Below are 16,358 nucleotides of genomic sequence, written 5' to 3'. Positions count from 1 at the left end.
GAAAGTCATGCCTGTGAGAGCAGCACTATTCCTGTGGGAGCTGGCTTGCCTGCGATGGGCTGCATAGCAGCCCCAATAGCCTCAGCGCTGTACCGGAGTCGGGCGCTGATGCTCGGCCCTGCGCTCCAGCACTTCATACACCGACGGATACGCCGGCCGTTCCACATATCGCCCCGCGCCCGCTTCGGCGCGCAGGTCGCCATCGGCCCACAACACCTTGCCCTGGCTGATGGTGTGGCTGGGGATGCCGCGCACGGTGCGGCCTTCGAAGATGTTGAAGTCCACCCGCTGGTGGTGGGTCTGGGCTGAGATGGTGCGGGTGCCCTGCGGGTCCCACAGCACCAGGTCGGCATCGGCACCCACGCGGATGGCGCCCTTGCGCGGAAACAGGTTGAAGATCTTCGCCGTGTTGGTGGAGGTCAGCGCAACGAACTCATGCATCGACAAGCGCCCGCTGTTCACCCCGGCATCCCACAGCACTGCCATGCGGTCCTCGATGCCGGCGGTGCCGTTGGGAATACGGCTGAAGTCGTCGCGGCCCATGGCTTTCTGCTCGGCACAGAAGCAGCAGTGGTCGGTGGCGGTGGTGTGCAGGTTGCCCGACTGCAAGCCGCGCCACAGGGCTTCCTGGTGTTCACGCGGGCGGAACGGCGGGCTCATCACATAGCCGGCGGCGGTGGCCCAGTCCGGGTCACGGTAGACGCTGTCGTCCAGCAGCAGGTGGCCGGGCAGCACCTCGCCATACACCGGCTGGCCCTTGCCTCGGGCGTAGGCGATTTCATCCAGTGCCTCGCGGCTGGAAACATGCACCAGGTACAGCGGCGTGCCGAGGGTTTCGGCAATGCGGATGGCGCGGCTGGCGGCTTCGCCCTCGACCTGTGAAGGGCGCGACAGTGGGTGGGCTTCCGGCCCGGTCATGCCCTGGGCCAACAGTTTTTTCTGCAGGTGGTACACCAGCTCGCCATTCTCGGCATGCACGGTGGGCACCGCGCCCAGTTGCAGGCAGCGCTCGAAGCTGGCCACCAGGGTGTCGTCGGCGGCCATGATGGCGTTCTTGTAGGCCATGAAGTGCTTGAAGCTGTTCACCCCATGCTTGGCCACCAGCTCGCCCATTTCTTCGGCGACCTGCTCGCTCCACCAGGTGATGGCGACGTGAAAGCCATAGTCGCTGGCGCTTTTCTGCGCCCAGCCGCGCCAGGTGTGGAAGGCCTCCAGCAACGACTGCTGCGGGTTGGGGATGACGAAGTCGATGATCGAGGTGGTGCCGCCGGCCAGGCCCGCAGCGGTGCCGCTGAAGAAGTCCTCGCTGGCCACGGTGCCCATGAACGGCAACTGCATGTGGGTATGCGGGTCGATGCCGCCGGGCATCAGGTACTGGCCACTGCCGTCGAGGATCTCGCAGTCGGTTGGGGGTTCGAGGTTTCGCCCGATGGCGCGGATCAGGCCATCGGCACACAGGACATCGGCGGGGTAACTCTCTTCGTGGGTAACCACGGTGGCGCCACGGATCAACAGGGACATGCCGTTTTCCTCGCAGGCTGACCGGTCTGGGCCGGTTCTTGGAATTGTCACGGGTGCAGGGCGGGCAGGGCGGTTAATCCTGTCAGGCCTGACAAGATTCGAGGCTAGATGGTGATTCGTGATCCATCAAGAAAATTTTCCTATTAATTTTGTGGTTTTTAAGTAGTTGATATTTAACGATTAATAATTCGGTTAGCGCTGATTTCGGGGCTTTCGGAGGTTTTTGACTTACTTGACAAGATGAAAATCTGGTCGAGATTTTTAAGCACGATTACGCGTGCGTACTCCGGCCATCGAATTAGCCCGATGAGCAAACAATTAAAAGAAAATCTGGAGAAGGGCCCATGCAACAGAGCAGATCGGAAGTGGTCGAGCAAGATGGCCTGTTCGAGCTGTCCGAGGGCAGTGATGTCCTCGACAGCCCACGCTACAACCACGACATCGCGCCCACCAAAGTTCACCAGCGCACCTGGAACAAATGGCACATCACTGCCCTGTGGGTAGGCATGTCCATCTGCGTACCCACCTACACCTTGGGCGGCGTGCTCACCGCTTACTTCGGCCTCAGCGTGGGCGAGGCGTTGCTGGCTATCCTGCTGGCCAACGTGATCGTGCTGATTCCGCTTACCCTCAACGCGTTCCCCGGCACCAAGTACGGCATCCCGTTCCCGGTGTTGCTGCGTTCGTCGTTCGGCATTCTCGGCTCCAATGTGCCGTGCCTGATCCGCGCGGTGGTCGCGTGCGGCTGGTTTGGTATCCAGACGATGTTTGGCGGGCTGGCCATTCACCTGTTCCTGGGGTCTGTGTTCGATGACTGGAAAGCATTGGGCGGCACCGGCGAGGTGATCGGCTTCATGATCTTCTGGTGCCTGAACCTGTGGGTGGTGCTGCGCGGCGCCGAGTCGATCAAGTGGCTGGAAACACTGTCGGCACCGCTGCTGGTGGCGGTGGGCGTCGGGCTGCTGTTCTGGGCGTTGCCGCACATGTCGATGACCGAACTGCTGGCCCAGCCACCCAAGCGCCCGGAAGGGGCGAGCGTGGTCAGTTACTTCTGCGCCGGGCTTACCGCCATGGTCGGTTTCTGGGCCACGTTGTCGCTGAACATTCCCGACTTCAGCCGTTACGCGCGTAGCCAGAAAGACCAGATTCTGGGGCAGATCTTCGGCCTGCCGCTGACCATGTTCCTGTTCGCTTCACTGGGTGTGGTACTGACCGCTGCCTCGGCATCGCTGGTGGGCGAAACGGTGTCCGACCCGGTCAGCCTGATCGGCAAGATCCACAGCCCGTTCTGGGTGGCCCTGGCCATGGCACTGATCGTGATCGCCACGCTGTCGACCAACACCGCCGCCAACATCGTGTCACCGACCAACGACTTCCAGAACATCGCCCCCCGCCTGATCGGGCGCAGCCGTGCGGTATGGCTGACCGGCTTCATCGGTTTGGCGTTGATGGGGCATGAACTGCTGAAAAAGCTGGGCTGGATCGTGTCCGACCTGAGCCTGGAGAGCGTGTATTCCAACTGGTTGCTCGGCTATTCCAGCCTGCTCGGGCCGATTGCCGGGATCATGGTGGTGGACTACTTCCTGATTCGTCGGCAGCAGCTGGACCTGGCCGGGCTGTACCGCGACGACGTGTATCCGGCGTGGAACTGGGCCGGGTTTGCCGCCTTTGCGTTGCCGGTGGCGCTTACCGTGATGGCCATTGGCAACAGCAGTTTCAGCTGGTTCTACGACTACGGCTGGTTCACCGGCTCGCTGCTGGGTGGGGGGCTGTATTACGTCTTCGCCAGCGTGGCGGCGCGCAATCCGGCGCGGCTGGCCAAGCCATTACCTTGAGACCGCGCTGGCCTCTTCGCGGGCAAGCCCGCTCCCACAGGTTCACCACAGCTTTCGAATGTTGTGCAGTACCTGTGGGAGCGGGTTTACCCGCGAAGAGTCCCGAACAGACAACAAAAAAGCCTGAAGGAGAAACCCGTGACTCCAGTCCAAGACATCCTCAAGACCACCGATCACCACGTCGACAGCCGCCGTCTGTGGCAATCGCTGATGGACCTGGCCCGCCTCGGCGCCACCGCCAAGGGCGGCGTTTGCCGCCTGGCGCTGACCGACCTCGACCGCCAGGCCCGCGACCTGTTCGTGCAGTGGTGCGAGGCCGCCGGTTGCACGGTCAGCATCGACGCCGTCGGCAACATCTTTGCCCGCCGCCCCGGGCGTAACCCCAAGCTGCCCCCGGTGATGACCGGCAGCCATATCGACACCCAGCCCACCGGCGGCAAGTTCGATGGCTGCTTCGGGGTGATGGCCGGGCTGGAGGTGATCCGCACCCTCAACGACCTGGGCGTGGAAACCGAGGCGCCGCTGGAAGTCGTGGTGTGGACCAACGAAGAAGGTTCGCGATTTGCGCCGTGCATGATGGGTTCAGGGGTGTTCGCCGGCAAGTTCACCCTGGAGGATACCCTGGCCAAGCGAGATGCCCAGGGTGTCAGCGTTGGCGAGGCGTTGAACGCCATCGGCTATGCCGGCCCGCGTGCGGTGCTGGGCCACCCGGTGGGGGCGTATTTCGAAGCGCATATCGAGCAGGGGCCAATCCTCGAAGATCAGGCCAAGACCATCGGCGTGGTGCTGGGTGCCTTGGGCCAGAAGTGGTTCGATCTGACACTGCGTGGTGTCGAGGCCCATGCCGGCCCGACGCCCATGCACCTGCGCAAGGATGCCTTGGTAGGCGCGGCTGCGGTGGTGGAAGCGGTCAACCGCACTGCCCTCGGCCATCAGCCCCATGCCTGCGGCACCGTAGGATGCCTGCAGGCGTACCCCGGGTCGCGTAACGTGATCCCGGGTGAAGTGCGCATGACCCTGGACTTCCGCCACCTGGAGGGCGAGCAGCTGAATGCGATGATTGCCGAGGTGCGTGGGGTGATCGAGGCCACCTGTGCCAAGCATGGCCTGAGCCATGAACTGGTACCCACGGCTGACTTCCCGGCGCTGTACTTCGACAAGGGCTGTGTCGATGCGGTACGCGAGTCGGCCAAGGCATTGGGCCTGCCGCACATGGACATTGTCAGCGGTGCCGGGCATGACGCGATCTTCCTGGCCGAGCTGGGGCCGGCGGGGATGATTTTCGTGCCGTGCGAAAACGGCATCAGCCACAACGAGATCGAGAACGCCACGCCGGATGACCTGGCAGCGGGGTGCGCGGTGTTGTTGCGTGCGATGCTGGCGGCATCCGAGGCCATTGCCAGCGGGAGGTTGGCAGCCTAGTCAGAGAAAGATGTCGACTGCACTGGCCCTATCGCTGGCTTGCCGGCGATTAGGCCGGAACAGGTAATGAAAAACTGGCCAGAAATGCCGATATCTGCTGCCCACCACGCAAATGCACCACCGGCACCTGCGGCCCGATTGCCTGGCGGTTCACCTCGATCCCTGGGCGATAGCCCCGGTCGAACGTCCACACAAACCTCAGGAAACCCAGAAACGCTCGGTCCAGCCGTTCGGTACACCCGGCCGGCAGGTCCGGCCGTGGCTTGTTGAGCACGCTGCGCACAATTACCCGCTTCAGGCACGTCAGCCGTGGTGTATCCAGCCAGATGACCAGGTCAGCCCGTGGCAGGCGCAGGTCGAACGTGCGGCGGCTATAGTTGCCCTCGCACACCCACGCATCCCCGGCAACCGCATCGCGTACCCGGTTGCGGAAAGTCTCGCCATCCGGTTCTACCCAATCTGCCTCCCAGAACAAGGTGTCGAGGTGTACCACCGACACGCCCAAGCGGGCGCCTATCTGCCGGGCGAGGGTCGACTTACCACTGCCGGCGTTGCCCAGAATCATGATGCGTTGCATGGCCAAGTCCTTTTGGAAAAACCGGCAATGCTAATTCATTCGACCGGCTCAAGACAGCCATCGCGGCCTATGTGATAGCGCTGCAGGTCCTGCGCCAGGGTCAGTTGCCCGTGGTAGTGGGCGAGGGCTTCGTCACGCACGTTATCGATATTCGGGCTGCGTCTGGGATCGCTCTGGTAGCGGGCGCTGAAGTGCGTCAGCACCAGGTTGCGCACGCCTGCCGCTTCGGCAAAGCGCGCTACCGCTGCTGCGGTGCTGTGACCGAAGGTAACCCCGGTGCGCTCGACCACTGCCTGGGTGAACGTGGCTTCGTGCACCAGCACATCCGCGCCTTTGGCGGCATCGGCCAGCAATTCGGGGTTGTCGTTGTCCCCGCACACGATCACCCGACGCGGCGGGCGCGAAGGGCGCAAGTAGTCGTTACCGTCCAGCCAGTGCCCGCCATGCTGCGTCTTCAGGCCTTTGGCCAGCTCGCCCCATAGTGGACCGCGTGGAATGCCTTCGGCTTCCAGGCGCTGGATGTCCAGGCGCGGCTCGGGGTTGAGTTCGGTGAATACGAAAGCGACGCTCGGTACCCGGTGTGACAACTGCACGGTGGTCACTTGCAGGGTCTCGCTGCGCCATTCGGCCACGTCCTCCACGGCCAGCAGGCGCAGTTCGAAGGGCAGGAAGGTGTCGCTGGCCAACAGGCCCTGACGTACCCAGTCATGCAGTGCGGCGGGCAAAATCAGCTCCAGCGGCCGGGTGCGCCCGCTCATCCCGGCACTGGCCAGCAAGCCGGGCAGGCCAAAGCAATGGTCGCCGTGTACATGGGTGATGAAAATGGCACGCAAGTCACGGATCGACAGCGGCGTGTGCAGCAGTTGATGCTGGGTGCCTTCGCCACAGTCGACCAGGTACCAGTGGCTGCCACTGGCTTCGATCACGGCAGTGGCGCTGACGTTGCGCGCCTTGGTCGGCACCCCGGCGGAGGTGCCCAGGAACAGCAGGTCCATGCTCAGGACTCCTGATTCAGTCCAGCAGCGACAGGTTGCGCAGCATCGCCTGCAGCCCCTGTGGCACCAGCGGGCCGATACGAGTGAAGTCGGCGCTGTTGCACCAGCGGGCGCGGAACGGGCTGTTGTCGGACTCGTGGCCGTCCAGCCAGTCTTGCTCGTACAGGTTGGCGTCATCGAAGCGCGCATCGTACACCTGCACAATCTCATGCCCCGGCTTGCCGGCATAGGTGAACAGGCTTTCCAGGGTGCCGAGCAGTCTTGCATCGCTGATCGGCTGGCCCAGTTCTTCATGGATTTCCCGGGCAATGGCATCCTGGGCCAATTCACCGAACTCGACGCCACCTCCCAAGGGGCGGCACAGCGTCTGGCCGGTGGCCGGGTCGTCAAACACGTTGACCAGGACCTTGCCCTGGTGATGGAACACGCACAGGGCCAGAAAACGGATACGCGGTATTTGCGGCGGTTTAGTGCTCAACGGGCTCGTTCCTTCGAGTCGATAAAGGGCGCACACCTTAGCCGGATTACCGCATGCCGTCGATGGTGAGCGAGTCTGCCTGCCGCCAGATAAGCTTGCTGGTGTCATAGCCTTGCTCCCGCGCGATGCTCAGCAGTTGCTCGCGTTGCTGGTCGGTGACCGCCGGCGTGCGCGACAGCAGCCACAGGTACTCACGGTTGGGGTGGCCGACCAACGCCACGCGGTAGTCCTTGTCGTGGTACAGCACCCAGTATTCGCCCTTGGTCAGGCCGGGGGCCAGCCGGCTGAACCAGTTGTCGAAGCGTACCCACAGCTTGTCGGTGCTGCCCGTTTGCTGGGCCTCGGCAATGCCCTTGGCTTCATTCCACTGGCCGTCCTTCTCCTGGCAACGGTTGGTCACGTCGATGCGGCCATCGGTACGCAGGCCATAGTGCGCCTCGGACTGCACGCAGTTGCGCTGGAAGAACATCGGCAGCCGCGCCAGTTCGTACCAGGTGCCCTGGTAGCGTTGCAGGTCGACCTGCTGGGTGCGCGGCGGCGCCGGGTGATCGTTGCCGGCGCAGCCAAGCAGGGCCAGGGTCATGCAGGACAGCAGCAGCGGGGTGCGTAGCGCCATGGTGAACCTCCTTGAAGCGGATGGGGATTTACCTGTGTTTCGATACGGGCGCGGGGCAAAAGTTGTATTGGATGTGGGAGGCATGCACCGCACCGCTCAGGCCCACGGCCTCACAGCCAGTAAGTCACCGCCCACCACCCCAGTCCACCCATCACCACGGTATAGGGCAACGCCATCCACACCATCCGCCCATACGACAGCCGGATCAACGGCGCTATTGCCGAGGTCAGCAGGAACAGGAACGCGGCCTGTCCATTCGGCGTTGCCACGCTGGGCAGGTTGGTACCGGTATTGATCGCCACCGCCAGCGTCTCGAAATGCTCGCGGCTCATGCCACCATTGAGAAACGCCTGCTTCACCTCAGTGATATAGATGGTTGCCACGAACACATTGTCGCTGATCGCCGACAGCAGGCCGTTGGCCAGGTACAGCATGCCCGGCTGTTGCTCGGCAGGCAGCGCCAACACCCAGGCAATCAGCGGGCTGAACAGTTGCTGCTGATGAATCACTGCCACCACGGCGAAGAACACCACCAGCAAGGACGTGAACGGCATGGCGTCCTGGAAGGCACGGCCCAGGCGGTGTTCATCGGTGATGCCGGTAAAGGCCGTGATCAGCACAATCACCATCAGGCCGATCAGACCAACCTCGGCCACATGCAGCCCCAGGCATACGATCAGGATCAGCGCAGCCAACCCTTGCACCCACAGCGCCAGGCGCTGGGCCTGGGTGCGCGCGGCGTCGTCTTCGGCGGCATAGGTGGCCAGCACCTGACGCACGGGTTCAGGCATCAGCGTGCCGTAGCCGAACAGCCGAAGCTTCTCCAGCAGTACGCAAGTGAGCAGGCCTGCACCCAGCACCGGCAGCGACACGGGCGCCACCTTGAAGAAGAAGTCGGCGAAGTGCCAGCCCATTTCATGGCCGATCAACAGGTTCTGCGGCTCGCCCACCAGCGTGCAAACACCGCCCAGGGCAGTACCCACCGCGCCGTGCATCAGCAGGCTGCGCAGGAAGGCGCGGAACTGGTCGAGGTCTTCGCGGTGCAATTGTGCCACTTGCTGATCGCTATCGAGCGCGCTGTCTTCACGCGGGTTGGCCCCGGAGGCGACACGGTGGTAAACGGCGTAAAAGCCAACCGCAGCGCTGATGATCACCGCCGTCACGGTCAGCGCATCGAGAAACGCCGAGAGGAACGCTGACAGCACGCAGAACAGCAGCGACAGGACTGCCTTCGAGCGAACGCCCAGCAGGATGCGTGAGAACAGGAACAGCAGCAGTTCCTTCATGAAGTGGATACCGGCAACCATGAACATCAGCAGCAGAATTACCGGGAAGTTGTGCTGCAGTTCCTCGTACAGCGCCTGTGGCGTGGTCATCTGCAGCAGCAGGGCTTCGATCAGCAACAGGCCGCCGGGCATCAGCGGGTAGCACTTGAGCGCCATGCCCAGGGTGAAGATGAACTCGAGCACCAGCGCCCAGCCGGCTGCAACCGGGCCAACGGTGACCAGCAGCAGCGGGTTGAGCACCAGGAACAGGCAGATGACCGCCTTGTACCAAAGCGGCGACTGGCCCAGAAAGCTGTGGGCGAGGGCGCCGGTCAGGGAGCGTGACATTAATATGTATCCTTATAATTCGGCGATGGCGCACGGTGCCGCATCAGCGCGCCTTAGGCAAGGCGCGCAGTCCCGTTTTTGGCACAAGTGCGGTCATTGGCCTGGGTTACCATCCCCGCCATGAACCCTTCACCCGCAGGAGTGCCGCCCGTGACCGAGTACAGCGCATTCAAGGTCGAGCTGACCGACAACATCGCCCACGTTCAGATCAACCGCCCGGAAAAGGTCAACGCGATGAACGCGGCTTTCTGGGAAGAGATCATCGACATCTTCCAGTGGATCGACGACACCGATGGCGTGCGCGCGGTGGTGATCAGCGGTGCCGGCAAGCACTTCTCCGCGGGTATCGACCTGATGATGCTGGCGTCGTTGGCCGGGCAGATGGGCAAGGACGTGGGCCGTAATGCACGCTTCCTGCGCAAGACCATCCAGCGCCTGCAAGCTTCGTTCACTGCCGTGGACAACTGCCGCAAGCCGGTACTGGCTGCGGTGCAGGGCTACTGCATCGGCGGTGCCATCGACCTCATCTCCGCGTGCGACATGCGCTACTGCAGCAGTGATGCACAGTTCTCGATCAAGGAAATCGACATGGGCATGGCCGCCGATGTCGGCACACTGCAACGTTTGCCACGTATCATCGGCGACGGCATGATGCGTGAGCTGGCCTTCACCGGGCGTAACGTTACGGCGGACGAGGCCCTGCGCATCGGCCTGGTCAACCGGGTTTATGATGATCAGGCCGCACTGCTCGACGGGGTTTTTGCCATTGCCCGCGAGATTGCCGCAAAATCGCCGATCGCCGTGGCCGGCACCAAGGAAATGCTCAGCTACATGCGTGACCATCGCATCGACGATGGCCTGGACTACATCGCCACCTGGAACGCCGCGATGCTGCAGTCTGAAGACTTGCGCGTGGCTGTGGCGGCGCACATGAGCAAACAGAAACCGACGTTCGCCGACTGATCGGGCCGGGGGACGCGCAGTAAAGGAACCCCCGACATGTCAGCACGCTGGACTACCGCAGTACTCGACCCGCAGATCACCGGGGGACTGGCCGTGGCCCGCAGCCCGGAAGGGTTCTTGGTGGACACCAACGGCGCGCTGTTTCCCCGCGACTGGCTCAAGCGCCAGGACGTCGACGTACTGTGCGAGCATGGCATCGGCCACTTCGACGGCCAGCCGGTGTTCCTGCTGGAGCTGCGCAGCGCCACTGACGTGCCAGGCTGCAGCTGGCGCGGCCTGCGGGCGTTCATGCTCGAAGGCGACTTCGACACCTACAAGGTACTGGGTTATGCCGCGCAGATCGGCACCTGGGCCCGCGAGCACCGTTTCTGTGGCAGCTGTGGCCAGGCGATGACGCAGATTCGCTGGGAGCGGGCGATGTACTGCCAGCCCTGCGACCTGCGCAGCTACCCGCGTATTTCACCCAGCATGATCGTGCTGGTAACCCGTGGTGATGAGATCTTGCTGGCACGCTCGCCACGCTTCGTCACTGGGGTGTACAGCACCTTGGCAGGCTTCGCTGAACCGGGCGAGTCGGCCGAGGACTGCCTGGTGCGTGAAGTATTGGAAGAGGTAGCGGTGGAGGTGAAGAACATCCAGTACGTCGGCAGCCAGTGCTGGCCGTTCCCGCACTCGATGATGCTCGGCTTCCATGCCGAATACGCGGGAGGCGAGATTGTCATGCAGCCGGATGAAATCGAGGACGCCCAGTGGTTCAGCGTCCATGACCTGCCGCCGCTGCCGGCCGGGCGCTCGATTGCCAGGTATCTGATCGACCTCTATGTGGCTAGACGCTCAGGCCTGCCCGAACCAGTGCTGCCACGCTAGGCGCACGGTCAACGCCAGCACCACGGTGATGAACACCGGGCGGATGAACTTGCTGCCGCCACTGATCGCCGTGCGTGCGCCAAAGAAGGCGCCGACCATCACCGACAGGCCCATGCACAGGCCGACGATGTAGTCCACCTGCCCGGAAATGATGAACACTGTCAGCGCCGCGATGTTGCTGACGAAGTTCATGCTGCGTGCCACGCCGCTGGCGCGCACCAGGTCGATGGGGTACAGCAGCAAGGTGCTGACCGTCCAGAATGCACCTGTACCCGGGCCGGCCACGCCGTCATAGAAGCCCAAGGTGAAACCTTGCGGCACCTGCCACTTTTTCTTTATCGGCGCGTCGGCATCCAGCGGTGCCTTGGGCGTGCCGCCGAACAGCAGGTAGATGCCACAGGCGAAGACGATCACCGGCAGCATCTTGTTCAGCCATTCGGCGGGCATGTAGTGGGCGATGACGGCGCCGATCAAGGCCCCGGTCAGGGTGGCGAACAATGCTGGTCGCCATTGCGCCGGGTGGAACAGTTTGCGCTTGTAGTAGGTGAAGCCGGCGGTGGCCGAGCCGAAAGTGGAGCTGAGCTTGTTGGTGCCCAGTACCAGATGCGGCGGCATGCCGGCGGTGAGTAGGGCCGGGGTGGTGAGCAGTCCGCCACCGCCGGCGATGGCATCGATGAAACCGGCGACGAAGGCGACCAGGGCCAGGATGAACAGGGTAAGGGGTTCTACGGTAAGTTCGAAGGGCATGGGGTTTTGGCAGGCAGGGAGGCAGCAAAGGGCTGCACTAGAAGGGGTACATGGTAATCCTGGGCTGCATGTGTTGCCAGTGCCGGCCTCTTCGCGGGTAAACCCGCGAAGAGGCCGGTGCAGGCTAACGTCATCAACTACGAATAAACGCCAGCAAGTCCGCATTGATCACATCGGCATGGGTAGTCGGCATGCCATGTGGGTAGCCCTTGTAGGTCTTCAGCGTACCGTTGGGCAGCAGCTTCGCCGACAGCACCCCTGAATTCTCATACGGCACGATCTGGTCATCGTCGCCATGCATCACCAGCACCGGCTGCTGGATGCCTTTCAGGTCTTCAGTGAAGTCCGTCTGGGAAAACGCCACGATGCCATCGTAATGGGCCTTGGCACTGCCGATCATGCCCTGGCGCCACCAGTTCCCGATGATGCCTTCGCTGGCTTCGGCACCGGGGCGGTTGTAGCCGTAGAACGGCCCGGCCGGCACATCGCGGTAGAACTGCGCCCGGTTGCTGGCCACCTGGGCCTGGAAACCGTCGAACACCGATTTGGGCAGGCCACCTGGGTTGCCAGGGGCTTGCACCATCAGTGGCGGCACGGCGGCGATCAGCACGGCCTTCGCCACCTTGTCTTGCGGGTGCCGGGCCATGTAGCGCACGACCTCGCCACCCCCGGTCGAGTGGCCGACATGCACGGCGCCTTGGGTGCCCAGGTGGGTGACCACGGCTGCCACGTCGTCGGCATAATGGTCCATGTCGTGGCCATCCCATACCTGGCTGGACCGGCCATGGCCACGGCGGTCGTGGGCGACCACACGGAAACCCTGGGCGAGGAAGAACAGCATCTGCGCGTCCCAGTCATCGGCGCTGAGCGGCCAGCCGTGGTGGAAGTGGATCACCGGTGCGTCGCGTGGGCCCCAATCCTTGTAGAAAATCTGCACCCCGTCCTTCGTGGTTACATAGCTCATGGTCGTGTCTCCTGTGTGCAGGAACCGAAGGGAGCTATTGAGAATAGGAGAGATTCAGACGCAGCAAGCGCCGGTCGTCTTCACGCGCGGTCGCGCAACCGGTACCAGGCCTTGGCGGCAGCTTCCAGCGGTGCGGCCAGCAGGTCGCCGCCAGGAAAGCGACCGTTGTCGATGCCTTGGTACAGCGCCAGCAGGTCGTCGTTGCCGAGAATGGCATCACTGACCGCCCGCGCTGCCGCCAGGGTTGGCAGTACGCCGTGGCCGGAGAAACCTTGCAGCCAGTAGCGTTGGCCCACATGGCCGACGTCCGGGGTGCGCTGGATGCTGCAATCGATATGGCCGCCCCAGGCATAGTCGATGGCCACCCCGGCCAATTGCGGGAAAACCCGCTCAAGGTAGGGTCGGGTGGCGCTGGCGACGTCCTTGGGAATGCCGCCCAGGTAAGTGCAGCCGCCGCCGAACAGCAGGCGGTGGTCCGGGGTGAGGCGGAAATAGTCGGGTACGAACTGGTTGTCAATCACGCAACTGTTGCGCGGCAGCAGCGAACGGGCGAAGTCGGCGTCCAGTGGTGCGGTGGCCACCTGGTAGGAACCGACAGGTAACAGGCGGCGCGACAGGCCGCGGTCGAGGCGGTCGATGTAGGCGTTGCAGGCCAGCACCAACACGTTGCAGCGCACTTCGCCTTTGTCGGTTCGAGCAATGTAGCCATCGCCGGCCTGCTGGTAGCCGAGTACCTGGCTTTGTTCGTAGATATGGCCGCCAGCGGCTTCGATGGTGCTGGCCAGGCCCTGAGCCAGCTTCAGCGGGTTGAGGTGGGCACCTTTGGCGTCGTACAGCGCGGCCTGATAGCGCGGGCTGTCGATCCATTGCGGCAGCTCTTCCCGGCCGATCAGGCGCAAGGCGTCGTAGCGCCATTTGTGTTCAGCCTCGCGCAGGGCTTCTTCAAGCATTTTCACCCGGCGTGGTAGCACGGCCGTCCAGAGGCTACCCGTCTGGTAGTCGATATCGAAGCCGTGGCGCTGGGGGAGGTCGCGCATTTCGTCAGCGGCCCAGCACATGCTGGCCCACAGCCGTTGGGTGCGTTCGATGCCCAAGGCCTTCTCCAGCGGCGGCATGTCGCACGACCAGCCCAGCAGCGCCTGGCCGCCGTTGCGCCCGGAGGCGGCCCAGGCCACGCGGCTGGCTTCCAGCAGCGTCACGCGCTTGCCCGCCTGGGTCAGGCGCAGGGCGGTATGCAGGCCGCTGAAACCGGCGCCGATGATCAGCACATCGGTGTCGTGGGTGCCTTGTAGCGTTGGGCGTAGGGGGATGTTGGCGGGGTAGGTCTGGGCGTAGTAGCTAGCGACATGCTGGGCGGACTGCTTGAACATGCAAAGACCTCGTGAAAATTACTGTGATTATTTTCATGAAAACTTAGCAGGTAAATTTCATGGTGCCAATGTGTCGGGCTGGATTTGTGGTTTGCCTGGTAGTGATGTGCTGCCTGTACTGGCCTCTTCGCGGGTAAACCCGCTCCTACTGCATAGATGCTGAAGGCAGTGCAGTACCTGTAGGAGCGGGTTTACCCGCGAAGAGGCCAGTAATGGCGATGCAGAACTTTCAGGTTGCCGGTTTTTTTCGGGGTTGACGCGGTTTGCTAGCGGCTGACTTGCTGCCAGCTGTTTTACCTTTCCCCCCACTGCGCCGCTTCTTCTTCCACGGCGGCGCCGCCCCGGCAGCCGGTCCGCTGATGGTCATGCGCATGCCGCTGCACCGCTCGACCAGCTTGCCCATCCACGCCGACTGCCGGGAAACGAATTCTTCCAGGCTCATCTCGCCACTTTGCACCATGTCCAGCGCCTGTTCCCAGATGGCCGTTGTGCCAGGGTCTGCGATGGCTTTCGGCACCGCATCGATCAGGCTGAACGCCGCTGGTGTGGCCGACAGCGCCTTGCCGTTCTTCACCAGGTAACCGCGATCGAGCAGGCCCTGGATGATGCTGGCGCGGGTGGCTTCGGTGCCGATGCCGGTGGTCTCCTTGAGCTTCTGCTTCAGCCGCGGGTCGTCCACCAGCTTGGCCACGTTCTTCATGGCCTTGATCAGGTCGCCTTCGGTAAACGGCTTGGGCGGCTGGGTCCACAGGTCTTTCAGTTGCAGGCTTTGTACGTTGCAGTCCTGGCCTTCGCGCAGCGCTGGCAGCACCTGGGCAGGTGGCGCCTCGCGGCCCTTGGCCGGAGTCAACGCCTCAGGCAGGGCGCGGCGCCAGCCCGGCTCGACAATCTGTTTGCCCACCGCACGCAGTGCATGCCCGGCGCAGTCGAAGTCGGCCTGGGTGCGGTCGTACTCGTGGTTGGGCAGGAACTGCGCCAGGTAGCGCGCGCGGATCAGGGTATACACCGCCTTGTGCTTGGCCGGCAGGCGCGATGGGTCGTTGGCGGCGGCGGTGGGGATGATGCCGTGGTGGGCACTGACCTTGGCGTCGTTCCACGCCCGCGAGCGGCGTTGCGGCTCGAGGTAGGGCTGCAGCGGCGCCAGGCTGGCATCGGCCCGTTGCAGGGCGGCAAGGATTGCCGGCGCTTCAGCGTGCTGGCTTTGCGGCAGATAGCCGCAGTCGCTGCGCGGGTAGGTGATCAGCTTGTGGGTTTCGTACAGGGCCTGGGCGATGTCGAGGGTTTCCTGGGCACCGAGGCCGAACTTTTTCGAGCACAGTTCCTGCAGGGTGCCCAGGTCGAAGGGCAGCGGTGCGGCTTCACGCACGCGTTCGGTGGCTACCTTGATTGCCTTGGCTGTGCCGGCATTGCCGATGTCAGAAGCGGCCCGTTGAGCCAAGTCTTGCTTCAGGCAGCGGCCTTGGTCGTCGCAGGCGTCTTCGGGGGCGCGCCATTGGGCATTGAAGTGTTGGCCTGCGTGTTCCAGCTGCACATCGATGGCCCAGAACGGCACCGGCACGAAATCGGCGATGCTGCGGTCGCGGTCGACCACCAGGCGCAAGGTGGGCGTTTGCACCCGGCCCACCGGCAACACGCCTTGGTAGCCGGATTGGCGGCCCAGCAGGGTGAACAGCCGGCTCATGTTCATGCCGATCAGCCAGTCGGCGCGGGAGCGGCCTAGCGCCGAGTGGTAAAGGTTGAACGTTTCGTGGCCTGGCAGCAAGCGGGCCAGGGCCTTGCGGATGGAGGCGTCGTCCAGTGCCGACAGCCACAGGCGCTGCACCGGGCCGCGGTAGCGGCAATGCTCCACTAGCTCGCGGGCGATCATCTCGCCTTCGCGGTCGGCGTCGGTGGCGATGACCAGCTCGCGCGCTTCGCCGAGCAGGCGCTTGACTGCCTTGAATTGGCTGGCGGTCTTGGGCTTGACCAGCATCTTCCACTTGTCCGGAATGATCGGCAGGTCGGCCAGGTTCCAGCGCTTGTAGCGTTCGTCGTAGCTGTCGGGCGGGGCAGTTTCCAGCAGGTGGCCAATGCACCAGGTGACGCAGACGTCGGTGCCTTGCCAGCAGCCGTCGCCCTTGCGGGTGGCGCCGAGCACTTTGGCGATGTCTTTTGCCTGGGAGGGTTTTTCGCAGAGGAACAGGCGCATGGCCGGAAACGCTTCATCGGGGGTGATGGGCACTAGGATGCGCAAGCGGGGGCGCGGAGGCAAGTTTTATCTGGATGGATGTACAGGTTTTTGTCAGTGAGCGTGTCATTGACCTGTGCCGGCCTCTTCGCGGGCAAGCCCGCTTGTATGGTTAGACTTGAAGGGGTGGTGGGACTAAATGCCCGATTCTGACTGTTCACAG

At 63.5% G+C, this 16,358-nt stretch carries 14 protein-coding genes; 4 read left to right on the top strand and 10 right to left on the bottom strand.

Annotation, left to right across the window (positions count from 1 at the left end):
* Positions 1–81: 81 nt before the first annotated feature.
* On the bottom strand, positions 82–1,521 hold the full coding sequence (hydA, locus tag QQL85_RS21735; protein ID WP_284356695.1) for a dihydropyrimidinase: 1,440 nt from the start codon (positions 1,519–1,521) through the stop codon (positions 82–84).
* Positions 1,522–1,865: 344 nt separating this feature from the next.
* Between hydA and QQL85_RS21730 the strand changes: the two genes are divergently transcribed.
* Together QQL85_RS21730 and QQL85_RS21725 are read left to right on the top strand one after the other, a co-directional pair.
* Positions 1,866–3,356, top strand: coding sequence for an NCS1 family nucleobase:cation symporter-1 (locus QQL85_RS21730; RefSeq protein WP_156868172.1), 1,491 nt, complete (start codon positions 1,866–1,868; stop codon positions 3,354–3,356).
* Between the two features lie 138 nt (positions 3,357–3,494).
* On the top strand, positions 3,495–4,778 hold the full coding sequence (locus QQL85_RS21725; RefSeq protein WP_284356696.1) for a Zn-dependent hydrolase: 1,284 nt from the start codon (positions 3,495–3,497) through the stop codon (positions 4,776–4,778).
* A gap of 49 nt (positions 4,779–4,827) precedes the next feature.
* Here QQL85_RS21725 and QQL85_RS21720 read toward each other — a convergent pair whose 3' ends face one another.
* The 5 genes from QQL85_RS21720 to nhaB all read right to left on the bottom strand — a co-directional run bounded on the left by QQL85_RS21720 (position 4,828) and on the right by nhaB (position 9,057).
* Positions 4,828–5,355 (bottom strand): AAA family ATPase, encoded by a 528-nt coding sequence (locus QQL85_RS21720; RefSeq protein ID WP_284356697.1) that lies wholly within the window; start codon positions 5,353–5,355, stop codon positions 4,828–4,830.
* 35 nt (positions 5,356–5,390) lie between these two features.
* Positions 5,391–6,350, bottom strand: coding sequence for a ribonuclease Z (locus QQL85_RS21715; protein ID WP_284356698.1), 960 nt, complete (start codon positions 6,348–6,350; stop codon positions 5,391–5,393).
* 16 nt (positions 6,351–6,366) lie between these two features.
* Positions 6,367–6,828 (bottom strand): NUDIX hydrolase, encoded by a 462-nt coding sequence (locus QQL85_RS21710; RefSeq protein ID WP_284356699.1) that lies wholly within the window; start codon positions 6,826–6,828, stop codon positions 6,367–6,369.
* A 46-nt stretch (positions 6,829–6,874) separates the two neighbouring features.
* On the bottom strand, positions 6,875–7,444 hold the full coding sequence (locus tag QQL85_RS21705; protein ID WP_284356700.1) for a lipocalin family protein: 570 nt from the start codon (positions 7,442–7,444) through the stop codon (positions 6,875–6,877).
* Between the two features lie 110 nt (positions 7,445–7,554).
* Entirely contained in the window at positions 7,555–9,057 is a 1,503-nt protein-coding gene (gene nhaB / locus QQL85_RS21700) for a sodium/proton antiporter NhaB (RefSeq protein WP_284356701.1), read from the bottom strand.
* A 150-nt stretch (positions 9,058–9,207) separates the two neighbouring features.
* Between nhaB and QQL85_RS21695 the strand changes: the two genes are divergently transcribed.
* Together QQL85_RS21695 and nudC are read left to right on the top strand one after the other, a co-directional pair.
* Complete coding sequence (locus QQL85_RS21695) at positions 9,208–10,020, top strand: crotonase/enoyl-CoA hydratase family protein (protein ID WP_284356702.1); 813 nt, start codon at positions 9,208–9,210, stop codon at positions 10,018–10,020.
* Positions 10,021–10,056: 36 nt separating this feature from the next.
* Complete coding sequence (gene nudC / locus QQL85_RS21690; protein ID WP_284356703.1) at positions 10,057–10,887, top strand: NAD(+) diphosphatase; 831 nt, start codon at positions 10,057–10,059, stop codon at positions 10,885–10,887.
* On the opposite strand, the gene QQL85_RS21685 is transcribed toward nudC, so the two are convergent.
* The 4 genes from QQL85_RS21685 to QQL85_RS21670 form a co-directional block, all read right to left on the bottom strand.
* Entirely contained in the window at positions 10,855–11,634 is a 780-nt protein-coding gene (locus QQL85_RS21685) for a TSUP family transporter (protein WP_284356704.1), read from the bottom strand. The two genes, nudC and QQL85_RS21685, sit on opposite strands and share 33 nt — an antisense overlap.
* A 133-nt stretch (positions 11,635–11,767) precedes the next feature.
* Positions 11,768–12,598: an alpha/beta fold hydrolase gene (locus QQL85_RS21680; protein WP_284356705.1), complete on the bottom strand. Its 831-nt coding sequence runs from the start codon at positions 12,596–12,598 to the stop codon at positions 11,768–11,770.
* An 80-nt stretch (positions 12,599–12,678) separates the two neighbouring features.
* Positions 12,679–13,968: an NAD(P)/FAD-dependent oxidoreductase gene (locus QQL85_RS21675; protein ID WP_284356706.1), complete on the bottom strand. Its 1,290-nt coding sequence runs from the start codon at positions 13,966–13,968 to the stop codon at positions 12,679–12,681.
* A gap of 229 nt (positions 13,969–14,197) precedes the next feature.
* Positions 14,198–16,156: a DNA topoisomerase III gene (locus QQL85_RS21670; RefSeq protein WP_284356713.1), complete on the bottom strand. Its 1,959-nt coding sequence runs from the start codon at positions 16,154–16,156 to the stop codon at positions 14,198–14,200.
* Between the last annotated feature and the right edge of the window lie 202 nt (positions 16,157–16,358).

The sequence above is a fragment of the Pseudomonas putida genome, from assembly GCF_030159595.1.
Taxonomy (GTDB): domain Bacteria; phylum Pseudomonadota; class Gammaproteobacteria; order Pseudomonadales; family Pseudomonadaceae; genus Aquipseudomonas; species Aquipseudomonas putida_AC.
Note: the sequence above shows the minus strand (reverse complement) of the source record. Positions and strands in the feature narration are given on the sequence as shown.